The organism is Streptosporangium sp. NPDC005286 (assembly GCF_040607515.1).
GTDB lineage: Bacteria > Actinomycetota > Actinomycetes > Streptosporangiales > Streptosporangiaceae > Streptosporangium.
The window spans coordinates 1-17,304 of sequence record NZ_JBEXGU010000071.1; the positions used below are offsets into that span (position 1 = coordinate 1).

General features: G+C 69.2%; 14 protein-coding genes. 9 read left to right on the forward strand and 5 right to left on the reverse strand.

Going from position 1 to position 17,304, the window contains the following annotated elements; translation table 11 throughout:
• Positions 1–177 precede the first annotated feature (177 nt).
• Both serC and ABZU75_RS24540 read right to left on the reverse strand, forming a co-directional pair.
• Complete coding sequence (gene serC / locus ABZU75_RS24535; protein ID WP_355558445.1) at positions 178–1,287, reverse strand: phosphoserine transaminase; 1,110 nt, start codon at positions 1,285–1,287, stop codon at positions 178–180.
• Between the two features lie 212 nt (positions 1,288–1,499).
• A complete protein-coding gene (locus ABZU75_RS24540; protein WP_350911291.1) occupies positions 1,500–2,606 on the reverse strand; it encodes a citrate synthase 2 in 1,107 nt (368 codons plus the stop codon).
• Positions 2,607–2,775: 169 nt separating this feature from the next.
• On the opposite strand from ABZU75_RS24540, the gene pdxH reads away from it, so the two are divergent.
• From pdxH to ABZU75_RS24565, 5 genes are all read left to right on the forward strand, one after another.
• Positions 2,776–3,429 carry a pyridoxamine 5'-phosphate oxidase gene (pdxH, locus tag ABZU75_RS24545; protein WP_355558449.1) on the forward strand — a complete coding sequence of 218 codons (654 nt, stop codon included), beginning with the start codon at positions 2,776–2,778 and terminating at the stop codon, positions 3,427–3,429.
• A gap of 56 nt (positions 3,430–3,485) precedes the next feature.
• Complete coding sequence (locus ABZU75_RS24550; protein WP_355558452.1) at positions 3,486–4,733, forward strand: MFS transporter; 1,248 nt, start codon at positions 3,486–3,488, stop codon at positions 4,731–4,733.
• Between the two features lie 159 nt (positions 4,734–4,892).
• Positions 4,893–5,597, forward strand: a complete 705-nt coding sequence (locus ABZU75_RS24555; RefSeq protein ID WP_355558455.1) for a metal-dependent transcriptional regulator — start codon at positions 4,893–4,895, stop codon at positions 5,595–5,597.
• A 117-nt stretch (positions 5,598–5,714) separates the two neighbouring features.
• Positions 5,715–7,940 carry a SpoIIE family protein phosphatase gene (locus ABZU75_RS24560; protein WP_355558458.1) on the forward strand — a complete coding sequence of 742 codons (2,226 nt, stop codon included), beginning with the start codon at positions 5,715–5,717 and terminating at the stop codon, positions 7,938–7,940.
• Between the two features lie 52 nt (positions 7,941–7,992).
• Positions 7,993–8,766, forward strand: coding sequence for an alpha/beta fold hydrolase (locus tag ABZU75_RS24565; RefSeq protein WP_355558461.1), 774 nt, complete (start codon positions 7,993–7,995; stop codon positions 8,764–8,766).
• A 20-nt stretch (positions 8,767–8,786) separates the two neighbouring features.
• On the opposite strand, the gene ABZU75_RS24570 is transcribed toward ABZU75_RS24565, so the two are convergent.
• A complete protein-coding gene (locus ABZU75_RS24570; protein ID WP_169750261.1) occupies positions 8,787–8,948 on the reverse strand; it encodes a hypothetical protein in 162 nt (53 codons plus the stop codon).
• Positions 8,949–9,048: 100 nt separating this feature from the next.
• Between ABZU75_RS24570 and ABZU75_RS24575 the strand changes: the two genes are divergently transcribed.
• Positions 9,049–9,567 carry a hypothetical protein gene (locus ABZU75_RS24575; protein ID WP_355558465.1) on the forward strand — a complete coding sequence of 173 codons (519 nt, stop codon included), beginning with the start codon at positions 9,049–9,051 and terminating at the stop codon, positions 9,565–9,567.
• An 82-nt stretch (positions 9,568–9,649) separates the two neighbouring features.
• Here ABZU75_RS24575 and ABZU75_RS24580 read toward each other — a convergent pair whose 3' ends face one another.
• On the reverse strand, positions 9,650–10,795 hold the full coding sequence (locus ABZU75_RS24580) for an acyl-CoA dehydrogenase family protein (RefSeq protein ID WP_355558468.1): 1,146 nt from the start codon (positions 10,793–10,795) through the stop codon (positions 9,650–9,652).
• 308 nt (positions 10,796–11,103) lie between these two features.
• On the opposite strand from ABZU75_RS24580, the gene ABZU75_RS24585 reads away from it, so the two are divergent.
• From ABZU75_RS24585 to ABZU75_RS24595, 3 genes are all read left to right on the forward strand, one after another.
• Complete coding sequence (locus ABZU75_RS24585) at positions 11,104–12,465, forward strand: hypothetical protein (protein WP_355558470.1); 1,362 nt, start codon at positions 11,104–11,106, stop codon at positions 12,463–12,465.
• Between the two features lie 12 nt (positions 12,466–12,477).
• A complete protein-coding gene (locus ABZU75_RS24590) occupies positions 12,478–13,332 on the forward strand; it encodes a class F sortase (protein WP_355558473.1) in 855 nt (284 codons plus the stop codon).
• A 1,485-nt stretch (positions 13,333–14,817) separates the two neighbouring features.
• Positions 14,818–16,044, forward strand: coding sequence for a glycerophosphodiester phosphodiesterase family protein (locus ABZU75_RS24595; RefSeq protein ID WP_355558476.1), 1,227 nt, complete (start codon positions 14,818–14,820; stop codon positions 16,042–16,044).
• Positions 16,045–16,086: 42 nt separating this feature from the next.
• Here ABZU75_RS24595 and ABZU75_RS24600 read toward each other — a convergent pair whose 3' ends face one another.
• Positions 16,087–17,271: a PQQ-dependent sugar dehydrogenase gene (locus ABZU75_RS24600; RefSeq protein ID WP_355558478.1), complete on the reverse strand. Its 1,185-nt coding sequence runs from the start codon at positions 17,269–17,271 to the stop codon at positions 16,087–16,089.
• Positions 17,272–17,304 lie beyond the last annotated feature (33 nt).

Sequence of the window (17,304 nt, forward strand, 5' to 3'; positions counted from 1 at the left end):
GAGGGAGCCGCAGCGTGCTGCGGTGACCGACGACAACGCGGCGAGGCGCCGCCTGACCGACCGCAGTAGGCAAAAGATCCGCAGGACAGGGCCTAGGTTCCCGCGCGGGAACGGAGGTCTCACCGGACGAATCCTGGCGGTGCCTGCTACCAGGCCCGGCACCGCCAGGGAGCGGGACTACAGGCGCTCGACCACGTAGTCGACGCAGGTGGTCAGGGCCTCGACGTCGTCGGGGTCGATGGCCGGGAACATCGCGACGCGCAACTGGTTGCGGCCGAGCTTGCGGTAGGGCTCGGTGTCGACGATGCCGTTGGCGCGCAGGACCTTGGCGATCGCGGAGGCGTCGACGTCATCGGAGAAGTCGATCGTGCCGACCACGTTGGAGCGGAACTCCGGACCCGCGAACGGGGTGGTGTAGGAGGTCTTCTCCGCCCAGGTGTAGAGGCGCCGGGCCGACTCGGCGCTGCGAGCGGTCGTCCAGGCCAGGCCACCGTTGCCGTTCATCCACTCGATCTGCTCGGCGAGCAGGAAGAGCGTGGCGACCGCCGGGGTGTTGTACGTCTGGTCCTTGGCGGAGTTGTCGACGGCCACCGGCAGGCTGAAAAAGTCGGGGACGTAGCGCCCGCTTGAGGCGATCTCGTCGACCCTGGCCAGCGCGGCCGGGGACATCAGGGCGATCCAGAGGCCGCCGTCGGAGGCGAAGCTCTTCTGCGGGGCGAAGTAGTAGACGTCGAACTCGCTCGCCTCGACCGGCAGGCCGCCGGCGCCGGAGGTGGCGTCGACGAGCACGAGCGAGCCATCCTCGCCCACCCGCCTGATCGGCATCGCGACGCCGGTCGAGGTCTCGTTGTGGGTGAGCGCGTAGACGTCGACGCCCTCCTCCAGCCTGGCCTCGGGGTGGCTGCCGACCTCCGACTTGATCACGGTCGGGTCGCCCAGCCACGGGGCCTTGGCCGCCACGGAGGCGAACTTGGAGGAGAACTCGCCGAAGTTCAGGTGCTGCGACCTGTCGCGGATCAGCCCGAAGGCGGCGATGTCCCAGAACGCGGTGGTGCCGCCGTTGCCCAGGACGACCTCGTACCCCTCGGGGAGGGAGAACAGCTCGGACAGCCCCGCGCGGACACGCCCGACGAGCGACTTCACCGGCTTCTGGCGGTGAGAGGTGCCCAGGAGGCTGGAGCCGGAGGCGGCGAGAGCCGAGAGCTGCTCGGGGCGCACCTTCGAGGGCCCGCAGCCGAAACGGCCGTCGGCGGGCTTGATGTCAGAGGGAATCACGATGTCAGCCACGTGACCAGCCTACTGAGCCCGCGGATCGATCCAGGACGAGGTCCGGATTTTGAGACGAGACGTGGGATGGTTTTGAGCCGGGCGAGGTGATCGCGGGGGCGGGAAACCGGATGACGGCCGGTGGGAGAGCGGGGTGCGAGGGTTTCGAAGAGCCGGGAACGGCAACGGCTGTCGCGCGAGACGTCCACGCGACAGCCGTACAAGACGGGAATTCAGAAGGAGCTGACGGCCTCGGCGGCGCCGGGGACGTCGTGGACCGAGCGCTGCGGGGGACCCACGTAGTCGGCGCTGGGGCGGACAAGCCTGCCCGTGCGCTTCTGCTCCAGGATGTGCGCGGCCCAGCCCGCGGTGCGGGCGCAGGTGAACATGGAGGTGAACATGGATGAGGGGACCTGGGCGAAGTCCAGGATGACCGCCGCCCAGTACTCGACGTTGGTGGCGAGCACCCGGTCGGGCTTGCGGGCGTGCAACTCCTCCAGCGCGGCCTTCTCCAGCGCCGCGGCGACCTCGTAACGCGGTGCGTCGAGCTCCTTGGCGGTGCGGCGGAGCACTCGTGCCCGGGGGTCCTCGGCACGGTAGACGCGATGACCGAAGCCCATGAGACGCTGGCCCTTGTCGAGCTCCGACTGCACGTACTTCTTGGCGTCGCCGACCTGCTCGACACCCTCGATCATGTGCAGCACGCGCGCGGGCGCACCGCCGTGGAGCGGGCCGGACATGGCGCCGACCGCACCGCTCAGCGCCGCGGCGACATCGGCTCCGGTGGAGGCGATGACCCGGGCGGTGAAGGTGGAGGCGTTCATGCCGTGCTCGGCGGCGGACGTCCAGTAGGCGTCGATGGCCTTGACGTGCCTGGGGTCGGGGTCGCCCTGCCAGCGGATCATGAACCGCTCGACGATGCTCCTGCCCTTGTCGACCTCGCTCTGGGGGACCATCGGCTTCCCGAGACCGCGCGAGGACTGGGCGACGAAGCTCAGGGCCGTGACGCTAGCCTGCGCCAGGTTGGCGCGGGCCTCCTTGTCGTCGATGTCGAGCAGCGGCTTGAAACCGTACGCGGGGGCCAGCATGGCCAGCGCGCTCTGCACGTCGACGCGGATGTCACCGGAGTGGACAGGAATGGGGTAGGGCTCGGCCGGGGACAGACCCGGCTGGAACTCGTTGTCGACAAGCAGGCCCCACACGTTCCCGAAGGAGACGCGACCGACCAGCTCTTCGATGTCAACGCCCCGATAGCGGAGGGCGCCCCCTTCTTTGTCCGGTTCCGCGATCTCAGTCTCGAAAGCTACTACGCCTTCGAGCCCGGGTTTGAAGTCGGACATTTTCGGCCGCCTCCCTTTCTTGAAGTCAAAGCCTTGATGTCGAGATACCGGCGGGTCATATTCAACCCCCTGAGCCGGGGCAGCCTGCCGCCGGACCCACCAAAGCGGGATCGCCGCAGGTGGGGGGCGCTGAGCGGGCTTCCGGCTCGGCACGGGAGAATACCTTCCCGTGGATGCCGCATCGCGACCGCCCTCGATGGCGGGACTTCGTCGCACGTACCAGGGACTGCCTCTCCTCGAGGAGGACCTCGCACCCGACCCCGTGTCGCAGTTCGCCGCCTGGTTCGGCGACGCCGTCGACGCCGGGCTTCCCGAGCCGAACGCGACAGTGCTGGCGACCGCCTCGGCGGGTGGCCGGCCGACGGCCAGGACCGTACTGCTCAAGGGGTACGACGAGAACGGGTTCGTCTTCTACACCAACTACGAGTCGCGCAAGGGGCGTGACATGGCGGAGAACCCGAGGGCCGCCCTGCTGTTCCCCTGGCACTCCATCCGCCGCCAGGTACGGGTGGAGGGGGCGGTGGTACGGCTGCCGCGGGAGGAGTCGGCCGCCTACTTCAGGTCCAGGCCCTACGGGTCGCGGATCGGCGCCTGGGCCTCGCGGCAGTCCGCGGTCGTGCACTCCAGGGACGAGTTGGACGCCCGCTACGAGGAGTTGTCGGAGCGTTGGCCGGAGGATCCGCCGATCCCGGACTTCTGGGGTGGACTGCGCGTGGTGCCGGCCGAGATGGAGTTCTGGCAGGGCCGCACAGACCGTATGCATGACCGCCTCCGTTACCGGCGCTCCGGCGCCGGTTGGATCATCGAACGCCTGGCCCCATGACACCCTGCCCCCTCTTTGCTGATATATCCACATATGTCCGGTAGAGAGGGAGCGGTGTGGGGTTCGGAAATTTCGTCCGCAGGCACGCGGCCGACACACGCCCGCTCGGCATCCCCGCCTACCGGCGACTCTGGGCCGGTCAGGGTGTGTCGTTCATCGGCTTCCAGCTCACCTCGGTGGCCGTCAGCGCCCAGATCTACGACATCACGGAGTCGTCCTTCTGGGTCGGCATGCTCGGCCCCGCCAACCTGATCCCCCTGGTCGTCTTCGGGCTCTGGGGCGGCGCGATCGCCGATGCCGTCGACCGGCGCAGGCTCCTCATCATCGGTGCACTGATCGCCTGGTCGGGGACGCTCGCGCTCCTGGTCCAGGCGACCCTCGGGTCGACGAGCGTCGGCCTGTTGCTGGCCACCGTGGCCCTGCACGCCACAGGTTTCGCCATCACGGGCCCGACCAGGGGGGCCATCATCCCCAGGCTGGTCCCGGCCGACCTGATCCCGGCGGCCAACACCCTCAACTTCCTGGTGAGCGGCCTCGGCACCGTCGTCGGGCCGTTGATCGGCGGGGTCGTGCTCGCCCAGAGCGGTTTCGCCACCGCCTACCTGATCGACGCGCTGCTGTTCGGCGCGGGCTTCTACGCCGCGGTGAGACTGCCGAGACTCGAACCGGTCGGCGAGGTGACGCGCCCAGGCCTGCGGTCGGTCCTGGACGGCCTGCGTTACGTCTGCGGGCACCCAGTGGTGCTGATGTCGTTTGTCGTCGATCTCATCGCCATGGCGTTCGCACTGCCCAGGGCGCTGTTTCCGGAGGTCGTGGCCGAGAGGTTCGGTGGTTCGCTGGTCGCGTTCGGCTGGCTGTCGGCCAGCATCGCCATCGGCTCGGTGCTCGGCGGGGTGCTGTCGGGCTGGGTGGGGCGGGTCCGGCGTCAGGGAATGGCGCTCACGTACGTGATCGCCGCCTGGGGGCTCACCGTCGCCGCGGCCGGACTCGCGGACCAGTTGTGGCTGATGGTCGCGCTGCTCGCGTTCGGCGGGGCCGCCGACCTGGTCTCCGCGGTGTGGCGGCAGACGATCCTGCAGACCCACGCGCCCGACGACATGCGCGGGAGGATGCAGGGCGTCTTCATGGTGGTGGTCGCGGGAGGCCCCAGACTGGGGGATCTCCGGGCCGGGGCCACCGCCTCGTGGTTCGGGGCCACGGGGGCCTGGGTGGGCGGTGGGATCGCCTGTGCGGTGGCCGTGGTCGCGGTGGGGCTGGCCGTCCCGGCCTTCAGAAAATATCAACCGGTCGCGAGTAGTGTTTGAGCAGCTAGGGAAGGATTCGGCGGCCCCCGGTGTTGCTGTCCTTTGCCATCACGAGCCGTTCTCCCAATAGGGTCGTGTCTTCGAACTTCCAAGGTCCCGCGCCGCCCTCCCGGGAACACCGCGCGATGGACGTAGCATCGAGAGAGGACGGGAGGAACCTTGACCGCACACGGCTTGATCGACACAACGGAGATGTACCTTCGTACGATCTTCGAGCTGGAGGAGGAGGGCATCGTCCCCCTGCGCGCGCGTATCGCGGAGCGGCTCCAGCAGAGTGGTCCCACAGTCAGTCAGACGGTCGCCAGGATGGAGCGCGACGGTCTGGTTCGCGTCGAGGGCGACCGGCACCTGACCATGACCGATCTGGGGCGTACTCTCGCGACCCGCGTCATGCGCAAGCACCGTCTCGCCGAGTGTCTGCTCACCCAGGTCATCGGCCTGCCCTGGGAGGATGTGCACATCGAGGCGTGCCGCTGGGAGCATGTCATGTCCGAATCGGTGGAGGCGAGGCTGGTCAGCCTGCTCAACAACCCCACGGAGGACCCGCACGGCAATCCGATCCCCGGCCTGGAGGAACTTGGCGTCTCGGGCCTTCCCGACGGGCGGTCGGAGTCGCTGCCGTCGATGGCCGCGATGGCCGGACCCAGAGATATACCCGTTGTCGTGCGGCGAATTAGCGAACAAGTGCAAAGCGATCCGGCTGTGATGCTTAAACTCAAGCAAGTTGGGATACAACCCGGACGCGAGGTAACGCTCGCGGTGAGCGACGACGGTGTGCGGGTGACAGGTGACGACGAGGCGGACAATTTTCTTGCGGATCTCCCGCGAGAGATTGCCGCGCACGTTTTCGTCTCCACACGCTGACCGAGGCCCCTTAGCTCGGTTGGATCCCGTTCGGGAGTCCCTCCGCTCCCAGGCCGAGACTGCAGGAGCAACCGTGGTTCGCTTTGCACACACCCGCCCACGAAGGGCGGTCACCGGATGAAGCGGTGGGGGGATGTTTCCCAGGATGCCGCTGATCACCTTACGGCTGGTTCCGTCCTAGATCATGCTGAGATGGCGGTGGTGGTCACCGACAGGTTCAGCAACCTGCTCTACTGGAACCCTTTCGCGGAAAGGCTTTTCGGGCGCCCGGGCACATCGGGACCACGTGACCAGTCCCTCTCCCTGGGCATCATGGAGAAGGACCATCCGCTGGCCGTCGAGCTCTCCAAGCACGTCCTCAAGGGCGGTGTCTGGGAGGGCACGTTCGACGTCAGGCGCGGCGACGGGACGATCATCTACGTACGGGCCCAGGCCGTGCCGCTGCGTCACCCCTCGGGAGCGGTGACGGGCATCGTCATCACCGCTCGTGAGGCGATGCGCAGCAACGAGCGGGAGAAGGACCGGTTCGGCCTGCTGGAGCGGATCGGCGAGCGTCTCGCCGGATCGCTCTACGTCGAGGAGACGCTCAAGCGCGTCGCCGAGATGCTCGTCCCGCAGTTCGCCGACCACTGCTTCATCGAGCTGATGGAGGAGGGACGGCTGACCCGCAGGGTCTCCACACACGTCCAGGGTTGGAGCCCGCCGCCCAACACCTGGGCGCCGATCGGGGCGGAGATCCGCTATCCGGCGGGACACTACGCCGACATCGCGCTGCGCCGCCAGGAGACGATCCTGGTCGAGGACTTCTCCCAGACCAACTACCCCAGCCCCGGCGAGGCCAACACCCGCCTGGCCGCTGAGATCGGCATGACCTCGGCCATCGTGGCGCCGCTCTGCGTGCGAGGTGAGACCCTCGGGCTGATGTACCTGGGGCTGTCCAACCTGACCGACCGGCGTAGCCCGCACTACGACGCCTTCGACCGTGACTTCGTGGGGGCGATCGCCACCAGGGTCGCCCTCGCCGTCGACAACGCGCTGCTGTTCGAGGAGGAACGGCACACGGCGGAGTCCTTCCAGAAGCACCTTCTTCCCCGCGCGCTGCCGCAGCTCGACGGGCTGGAGATCGCGGTCCGCTACTTTCCCGCCGCACCCCTGGCCAGCCACGGGCAGGGCATCCAGACCCAGGTCGGCGGCGACTGGTACGACGTCATCCCGCTCTCGGCGGGCCGGGTCGGCATCGTCATCGGCGACGTCGAGGGCCGGGGCGCCAAGGCAGCGGCGGTCATGGGGCAGCTGCGGGCGGCGCTGCGGGCCTTCGCCCAGGACGACAAACCGCCCGCGGAGATCCTCGCCAGGCTCGACGAGTGGACGCGCATCATCGCCACCCCCGAGCAGGACGAGAGCGGCGCCGACATCAGCATCCCGCCCATCGTCACCTGCCAGTATCTGGTGTACGACGCCTGGTCGCGGCAGCTGTCGTTCGCCAACGCCGGTCACGCCCCCCCGCTGCTGCTCATCGGCGACACCTGCACCGAACTCGACATCCGCGAGGTCGGCCAGCCGCTGGGAGTCCGGGCCAAGGGCATGCACGCGGACCTGGTCTACAAGGAGGAGACGCGGACGCTGCCCCCCGGGGCCGCGCTGCTCCTCTACACCGACGGGCTCGTCGACCGCCGCCCCATCCGCGACGCGGACGGCAGGCCGCCCAGCGTCGAGGAGACGCTGGGGCAGCTCTGCGAGAGGCTCATCGAGATCAGCGACACCTCCGTCGAGCGCATCGCCGACGCCGCCACCATCGCGGTGCCCGGCGAGATCGACGATGACATGGCCATTCTCGTGCTCAGGTCCGCCCCCGAGGACCTGGCCGTCGAGGAGCGCACCTTCCCGGCCCAGCCGATCATGGTGGGTGAGGCGCGCCGGATGGCCTCGGAGGCGTTCATCGGCTGGAACGTCCCCGAGGAGCGCGCCGAGCTCGCCTGCCTGCTGGTCTCCGAGGTCGTCACCAACGTCGTGCTGCACGCCGCCAGCGCCAGCGTCCCGCGCAGGGAGCTGACGATGGACGGCCCTCCGCTGTCGTTCGACGAGTCCTGGGACATCCCCGGCTTCGAAGACGAGATCGTCAATGAGAAGGAGTTCACCCTCCGGCTGCGCCGGGGCGGAGAGTCCGTCTGGGTCGAGGTCTTCGACCAGGACCTCCGGCTGCCGCGCATCCGCAGCGCGGGGGAGAACGACGAGGGCGGCCGGGGCCTCTATCTCGTCGACCAGCTCGCCAAGCGCTGGGGCTCCCGCCCCACCAAGGAAGGCAAGGCCGTCTGGTTCGAGATCCCCACCAGGTCGCGCTGAACAACACGTGACAGAGCTGGAACAACTGTCTGATCGGTGGTTGACTCGGAACATGGAGCTGGCGTTCGAACGGCGTGGGACGGGCTCGCCCCTGGTCCTGCTGCACGGCATCGGGCATCACTGGCAGGCATGGCTGCCGGTGCTCGACCGGCTCGCCGCCGAGCGAGACGTGATCGCCGTCGACTTTCCCGGCTTCGGGGTCTCACCGCCGCTGCCGTCCGGCACGCCGTACACGGCCGAAAGCCTGGCGGACGCGATCGAGTCCTTCTTCGGGGTGCTCGGCCTGCGCGACCCGCATGTGGCGGGAAACTCCCTGGGCGGTTACGTCGCCCTCGAACTGGCCGCGCGCGCCGCGGTCCGCTCGGCCACCGCGCTCTCTCCCGCCGGGTTCTGGAACCGTAGCGAGCTCGCGTACGCGCGAGCCATCCTGCGGATCACCAGGGCCGCCGCCCGTGACCTTTCTCCCGAACGGGCGCTGGCCCACGCGGAAGACCCGCTGATCCGCGGCCTCTCCCTGAGTCTTCTGGTCGCCCACCCCGCCAGGCTCTCCCCTGAGGCGCAACTCGCCGCTCTCCAGGCGCTCAAGGACGCCTCGGGGTTCGACGAGACCCTCGCCTCGTTCGCGGGACTGATGCCTCCCGCGCCGCCGAAGGTGCCGGTCACGATCGCCTGGGGCGAGCACGACAGGCTGCTTTTGCGCCGGCAGGCGGTAAGGGCCGCCAAATGGTCGGGGCAGCGGGTGAAACTGCTCAAGGGGTGCGGGCATGTGCCGATGACCGACGATCCCGAGCTGGTCGCGAGGGTGCTGCTGGAGGCGTCCGCCTAGGGCGGGATGCCGGCCTGCGCCTAGCGGAACGACTGTCCCCAGATGGCCAGCATCGCGATGACGAACACCACCATGACACCGGCGTACGCGACAGGGCCGAGCCGGAATGCGCGCCGTACCCGATTCAGGCCCCAGGCGAACAGGAACGCCAGGAAGATCAGCAGAATCAGCCCGCTGTCCATCGTCACCCCCTCGGGAAGTCTCCGTTGACCAGTATGCGTCGACGGAGCCGCTTCCGTGGCGGGTAACCGCGATCCGGAACCCGTGAGATCGTTACGTTTCGTGAACAGGACATCGAAGGTAACGCGTGCCCTGCTGATGGCAGCCCTGGCCATAGGTCTCTCCGCATGTTCGGACGCGGGCGGTACGTCCGGCGCTTCGGTGACCGCGACCGTCACCGTGACCGCCTCCGTCACCCCATCCCCCGAGGTCTCCGCGGTTCCGTCGCCTCCCGCCTCCGCCTCACCGACGGAGCTTTCCACGCCGCCTCCCACGTCGTCGCCGTCGGTGAGCGTGCCGGGAGGCCGGGGCGTCGATGACACGGTACGGGGGCGGATAGCCCTGCGGGGAGCGGACTCGATCACGGTGACCCCCGCCAGTGACCAGGGGATGAAAGCCCTCCTGCTGCCCTACACGATCGTGCTCGACGCACAGGGGCTGATCTGCACGGAAGGGAAGGCCCCACACAACTGCTCCGTGGAGCAACTGCGGAAGGCTCTCGGCAAGGGTGACGTCCTCCTCGCCGAAGTGACGATCAAGGACGGGGTGGCCGTCCAGATCCAGGAGATCACCCAGGGGTGACGGCGCCGGCCGGCCGATCACGGGGGTCCGCTGTCCCGTCGTCGCGAGGGCGGCGGTTCTCCCGTGTGGTGGCCGGGGCGGGTCAGAAGCCGAAGGAGCGGCCGATGATCTCTTTCATGATCTCGGTGGTGCCGCCGTAGATGGTCTGGACACGGCTGTCGATCCAGGCCTTGGCCACGGGGTACTCCATCATGTAGCCGTAGCCGCCGTGCAGCTGCAGGCAGCGGTCGATGACCTTGGTCTGCAGCTCCGTGGTCCACCACTTCGCCTTGGCCGCGTCCACCGCGGTGAGTTCCCCGGCGTTGAGTGCCCGGATGCATTTGTCCACGTAGTGGCGGGCGATCTCCACCTCGGTGTCCAGCTCCGCCAGGACGAATCTGGTGTTCTGGAAGCTGCCGATGTTGCGGCCGAAGGCCGTGCGGCTCTTGCAGTACTCGATGGTCGCCCGCAGGACCGTCTCCGCCGCCGCCACCGCCATCACCGCGATCGACAGGCGCTCCTGCGGCAGGTTGGCCATGAGCTGGAAGAAGCCCTGTCCCTCCTGCGGACCCAGCAGGTTGGCCGCGGGGACCCGGACGTTGTCGAAGAACAGCTCCGCCGTGTCCTGGGCGTGCATGCCGATCTTCTCCAGGTTGCGGCCCCGGGTGAAGCCCTCCATACCCCGTTCGACGACCAGCAGCGAGATCCCCCGGGCGCCCGCCTCCGGGTCGGTCTTCGCGACCGCGACGACCAGGTCGGAGTTGATGCCGTTGGTGATGAAGGTCTTCTGGCCGTTGACCACGTAGTGGTCGCCCTCGCGCACGGCGGTCGTCCTGATGCCCTGCAGGTCGCTACCCGCGCCGGGCTCGCTCATCGCGACCGCCGTGATGAGCTCGCCACTGGTGAACCCGGGCAGCCAGCGCGCCTTCTGCTCGTCGTCGGTGAGGTCCACGAAGTACGGCGCCATGACGTCGTTGTGCAGCGAGAACCCCAGGCCGGACGCGCCTGTCGAGATGACCTCCTCGGAGATCACGGCGTTGTAGCGGAAGTCGGTGATCCCCGCCCCGCCGAACTCCTCGGGTACCCCGAAGCCGAACATGCCGATCTCTCCGGCCTTCTTCCACACCTCGCGGGGGACGATGCCGTCCTTCTCCCACTGGGCATGATGGGGCGCCACCTCGCGGGCCAGGAACTCGCGTACTGTCTCCCGGAAGAGCTGGTGCTCCTCTTCGAAGAGGTCTCGCTGCATTGTGTGCCTCCTAGGGGTCCGTGACACAGAATACGATTCTGTTACTCCGGGGTACACCCGGCCTGGGGGGCGCTAGTGCGGCTTGCGGTGGTTTGTGGACTTACATCCAGATCACAAGTGCGCCACGGTCTCCGTACGTACCCGATTTCTCGCTGCGCCGAAGATGGTTCAAACCGTACTATCTACCCTCGGTGTGCTATGGCTATGCCCGTTGACGGCAGCCTTTGTGATCGGAGTATGTAGTGGTTCGGTGGCGATCTGGGCTCCGTAGATCTCTCGGGGTTTCGGCCCTGTGCCTTGTCGGCGGCGTGTTGGTCGCGCTGCCCTCCGAAGCGGCCGATGCCGGCATCGCCGAACTCGTGGTCGACTACGCGTGCACCGGAGGGGTCGCGCTGAACGGCAGCACGGTCAATCTCCGGACGAAGGTGTCGATCCCCACCACGATCAAGGTCGGCGAGCCGCTCAACATCGGCTGGAAGCTCGGCTACAAGCAGGATCCGACCCGGTTCGGCTCACCCGACTTCTTCGCCCCCGGGAGCAAGGTCCTGGTCACCGGGAACGCCCAGCTCTCCGGCAGCTGGGTCGGTGTTCTGCAGCCGAAGGGAAGTCTGGACCAGACCAATCAGCTCCAGCCGGGCAGCATTCTGAGGCTTCCCGAGGGGATCTCCGATTCCGCCCACATCGACAGGGTCGGGACGCTCAAGGTCAGCCCCAGGAAGTTGTTCGTGGACTTCATACCGCCGGCCGGCGAGGTCATGGTCAACAACGACGATCCTCGGGTGAGCTACCATGCGGCGGCCGACTGGGCGTACCTGGGCTCCGAGCCTCTGAGCATCGGCGACTACGGCCGCGACCTCCACCGTACGAACAAGGTGAACTCCTGGGCCTCCTTCACGTTCACCGGCACCGGGATCGAGTATGTCGCCCGGCGTAGCAACGAAGCGGGGAAGGTCGGGTTCAGGATCGACGGCCAGGACGCCACGCCGTCCTTCGTCGACGCCTCGAAGAATCCCGACGGCACGCCGACGAACGCCGCCCACGAGGGTGGGCTCACGCTGTGGAGGTTCAACGGCCTCAAGTACGGCGAGCACACCATCGAGGTCAAGAACCTGGAGGACGGCAAGTGGGCACAGCTTGACGCCTTCCGGGTGATCACCAGGGAGCTGCAGAACCCGCCGAACGAGTACCGGGCCACGTGCTCGCTCGTCAGCGATCCGGTCTCGGTGGACGTCACGATCTCCGAGGCGGGCGGGTCACAGTCGCCTAACCCGACGGGCACGGGGACCGGATCGCCGAGCCCCACGGTCACGCCGACGACTCCGACCCCCACTCCCACCAACACCCACACCGGCACATCGACCCCCACCCACACCGGCACGACGACTCCTCCGGCGAACGGGGTCAACAGCACGAGCACCAACACGACCACCTCGACGCCCAGGCCGACCCTGACCGTGACCGCCACCGTCACCCCCACCCGGCCCACGCCGACCGCGCCGCAGGTGATCATCACGCCCAGCGGTGGGGCCCAGACCGGTGAGGCGCCGCAGGGGAGCTCCGGCCTGGGGCTTCTCGGCGCGGGAACGGTGATGGTGACCGGTAGCGCGCTGGGCGGCGTGGCCTTGATGAGGCGGCGGGCGGCACACGCGCGCGGCCAGAGGGACAGCTGAAGGAGGCGCCGGATGTACCAAGGACCTGTGCAGGGCGGTCCCGGCCCCTATCCCGGCGGCGGCCCGGCGGCCAAGCCCAAGGGGAACATGCTGATGGCCGGGCTCCTGGTGGCCGGGTCGCTCGGCGGGGTGGCCGCGATCATGGCGGGGCTGCTCGCGTACCTCTCACCGGCGCCGGAGGATCCGGGCTATGGGCTGTCCGAGCCGCAGGCGGCGGTCAGCACCCTTCAGGAACAGCCGGGCGCGCAGCCGGGCACCGGGGAGCAGGTCGCCGAGCAGCAGCCCGCGGGGGTGTTGCCGTCAGCGGTGGGACCGGGCGGGCTGGACGTCCCGCTGACGGCCGCCGCGCCCACGGCGCCGCCGCCGCTGCCGGTGGTCCAGCCTCCGGCGCCGTTGAAGAGTAACGGGGTGAAGCCCCGGCGGCTGGCCATCCCGAAGATCGGCGTGCTGGCCCCGCTGATGGCGCTCGGCGTCGACTCCAAGCGGGAGATCCAGACTCCTCCGCTGAGCAAGCCCAACCAGGCGGGTTGGTACAAGTACGGTCCCATCCCCGGGCAGCAGGGACCTTCGGTGGTTCTCGGGCACGTGAACACCCGGAGCGGGGCCGCCGTCTTCAGCCGGCTGAAGGAGATCAAGCGCGGGGACAAGATCAAGGTCTCCCGGACGGACGGGACCGTCGTGGAGTTCACGGTCGACGGTGTGGAGCAGGTCAGCAAGGCGGCCTTCCCGTCGAAGCGGGTCTACGGCAACACCGGTGAGGCGACCCTGCGCCTGATCACCTGTGGCGGTGTCTACAACAGGAAGACCGGTCACTACACCGACAACATCATCGTCTATGCGACCCTGTCGAAGACCCGTCGTACCTGAGCGCCGGGTCCGGCCGCCGTACTCGCTGAATCGGCGGGTCGCGGCCGCTCCGACGACCGCCTCCGATCGTTAGCCTCCCCGGCAATCCGGGTAGGGAGTTGTTTGTACGAAGTGGCCCCCCGAATGATCAGAAGGCGGGGGTGTGCCCAGGTGAGCATCGTGCGGGCCGGTGTCGTGGCCGTACTCATAGGGGTGGCCGCTCTCGGCGCCGCCCAGCATTCGAAGCCGTCGCACGAGCGCTCCACGAGTTGGGGCGCGCACAAGTCCGCGAGCTCGGGGGGCAAGCACGCCGGAGGATGGACGATCAAACGGCTGCGTTCGGGGAACGGGCACACGGCCACACGCTCCGAGTCGAGCATCGAACGCGGAGGGAACTGGGGGTTCGGGCGACCGAGGCGTTCGGATACCGGACGGCACAGGGCGCGGGAGTTCGGGCGGCGGGGTCATGAGGCGAGGCGTCACGGGGGTCGCTGGTTCGGGTGGCGGGGCAGGGGCGGCGAGCGCGGCGGGGGGCGGGGGTTCGGGCGGTCAGACGATTCGGACCCTGGGCGATATGGGGTTGGCCGGCCGGATTCAGATGCCGAGCGCGGTGAGGGTTGGGGGTTCGGGCGCTCGGGGGATTCGAGGCCTGGGCGGTATGAGGACCGGGAGTTCGGGCGGCGGGGTCCGGAGGCCGGTGAGTATGGCGATCGCGGGTTCGGGCGGCCGGGGGATCTGGGGTCCGGGCGGTATGAGGACCGGGGGTTCGGGCAGCGGGGTCCGGAGACCCGGGGATATGGCGACCGGGGGTTCGGGCGGCGGGGTTTCGAGGCGGGACGGTACGGCGACCGCGGGTTCGGGCGGCGCGGTTCGGATGCGCGGCGACACAGGGATCGCTGGTACGGACGGCATGGGCGGGCGAGGCACGGCGGGCACCACCGGCACGGGCACCACCGGCACGGGCAGCGGCCGGGCCGGGCGGGTTGGTAGCGGCCTGGCCTGCAGTTTGAAACCGGGGCGGCAACGGTCTGTGGTGCGCGGCCGGTGCGACGCCGGTCCGCCGCCTGGGATCGGCAAGGGGACCGGAGGCCGGCGAGGGGCCTGAGGCCGGTATGGGGTCCGGGGCCGACGCGGTGGGCGGTCGCGCGCTGAATCGACAGGCCGGCGGTGACGTCCCAGGAGACGTCGAGACGCGAACCGGGCAGTCAGTCACTTCGTCTTTCTCCGTCGGACAACGGACCTGCGGGGTCACGTCACAGCGGGCACCGCACTCGCGCACGTCCTATAGAGGCCGTCGTCAGCCCGGTCGTGGCGATGATGTCGGCTGCTCCGAGGGAACGCGATGTCGGCGTGGCCGCCGGGGGACATTTCAGATTATTTCCGGAGACAGTCGCGCAACGTGCTCCCGAGGGGATCGCTTCTGATCGTTAATCACCTGTCCGGTCCGGGTATAGGCGTTTATGCGAATGTGTCCCCCCTCTGACCCAGAGTGAGGGGTGTACGCAGGTGAGCAAGGCGCGGGCCGGTCTGCTGGCCGTATTCATAGGAATGGCCGCGATCGGCGCCCTCCATCACGGGGGTTCGACGGGTGCGCGATCCGCGAGCCCCGCGGCCGGGCAGTCCGGCGACTCGGTGTCCAAAGGGCTCACGGGTTCCACCGCCGAACGGTCCGTGCACTCCACGGCCGAGCGTCAGGTGAGTCCGGCGGCCAAGCGGCTCGGACGCCGCGGGGCCGAGCCGATCATCATCGCGCACCGCGGGGCCAGCGCCTTCCGGCCCGAACACACGCTGCTCGCCTACACGGTCGCCATCTCGATGGGCGCCGACTACATCGAGCCCGATCTCGTCTCGACCAAGGACCACGTGCTGGTCGCCCGGCACGAGAACGAGCTCTCGGCGACCACCGACGTCGCGAGGCATCCGGAGTTCGCCGACCGCAGGACCTCCAAGACCATAAACGGCATCCGGCACACGGGCTGGTTCACCGAGGACTTCACCCTCGCGGAGCTGCGCACCCTCCGTGCCAGGGAACGCTTCCCCACGCAGCGTCGAGGCAACACCGCCTACGACGGGATGGAGAGAATCCCGACGCTCGACGAGATAGTCCAGCTCGCGCAGAAGCACGGCGTGGGCGTCTACGCCGAGACCAAGTTCCCCACCTATTTCGCCTCGATCGGGCTGCCGCTGGAGGAACCGCTGCTGGAGACCTTCCGGAAGTACGGCTGGGACGACGAGCGGGACCCGGTCTTCATCCAGTCCTTCGAGACCGGGAACCTCAAACGATTGCATCCCCTCACCCGGCTCCGGCTCATCCAGTTCATCGGAGCGAACGGCGCCCCGTACGACCATGTGCGGGCCGGCGATCCGGCTACCTACGACGACATGGTCACTCCGGAGGGCCTGCGGGAGATCGCCGGGTACGCCGACGGCATCGGCGTGGTCACGAAGCGGATCGGCCCCCGTGATCCCGGCGGTTTCGAGAGCAGGCCGGTGTCACCCGCCGCGCTCGTCAGGAACGCCCAGCGAGAAGGGCTCCTGGTACACGCCACGACGGTTCGCAAACTCGCCGTGCGGCTCCGGGCGGACCTCAGGGGCGACAGCTCGGGCGGGCGCGCCAACGAGGAGGTGCGGAAGTGGCTGAGGCGTCTGTACCGGCTCAACCTGGACGGGGTGATCGCCGACGACCCCGGCATGGCGCGCGACGTACGGGACCGGCTCCAGGCCGAGGGCTGACCGTGTCCGCCGGCGCCGCGTCGGCCGCGGCCGAGGGGCACGTCACTCCGTCTCGGCCCTGGCCGGGTAGCGCAGGATCCGGTCGTCGCCCTCGCGCACCTCACCGCGCCCGTCGGTGTTGGACGTGGTCAGCCAGAGCGCCCCGTCCGGTGCCACGGCGACCGTGCGCAGGCGGCCGTACCGGCCGACCAGTTCGGCCCGGGGTTCGCCGGTTTTCCCGTCGTGCAGGGGCACCGTCCACAACCGCTCCCCGCGTAGCGCCGCCACATACAGCGTGTTCCCGGCGATGGCGGCACCGGAGGGGGAGGCCTCGCTCGTGGGCCACGTCACCAGCGGGTTGGTGAACTTACCGCCGCGCGTGTCGCCCTTGCCCTCCACCTCCGGCCAGCCGTAGTTGTGGCCGGGCTCGATCAGGTTGACCTCGTCCAGCGCGTTCTGCCCGAACTCGGTGGCGAAAAGGCGTCCCCGCTCGTCCCAGGCCAGCCCCTGGACGTTGCGATGGCCGAGGCTGTAGACCGGCGAGCCCGGCGTCGGGTTGCCGGGGGCGGGCCTGCCCTCCGGTGTCAGCCGGAGGATCTTCCCGTTCGGCAGGCGCGGATCCTGCGACGACTCCCGCTGCCCCGCGTCTCCGGTGCCGGCGTACAGCATGCCGTCCGGTCCGAACGCGATGCGGCCGCCGTTGTGGAAGGAGGCCTTGGCGATGCCGTCGAACAGCACCTCGGGTGTGGCGTCGCCGAGGCGGAAGCGCACGATCCGGTTGTCGGATTCGGCGGTGAGGTAGGCGTACACGTAACGGTCCCTGGCATAGCCGGGTGACACGGCCAGCCCGAGCAGGCCGCCCTCGCCGCTCGCGACCACGCCGGGCACCCGGTAGACCTCGCGTGGCCGCCCGCCGCGCCCCGGGACCTGGAGCACCCGGCCGCTGTCGCGCTCGGAGACGAGCGCGTCGCCATCAGGCAGGAACGCCAGCCCCCAGGGCACCTCGATGTCGCGGGCCATCTCCTTTCCCGCCTGGAGGTCCGGCACCCCGTCCGGCACCCTGCTCGGAGCCGGGCTGGGAGTCCCGCTCTCCCCGGGAGTGCCGCTCGCGCTCCCCGAGGTCGCCGGCGCCGCATTCGGGGGAGCCACCCCCTCGGCGGCCGGGTCGCCGGCGCAGGCGGCCAGCGTCGCCACCAGCATCGCCACCAGGCCGGCGGTCGGCACGATCCGGCTCGCGGTCTTCCTCATGGTCACCCCTTCTGCGGCCGAGCGCGCCGGCGA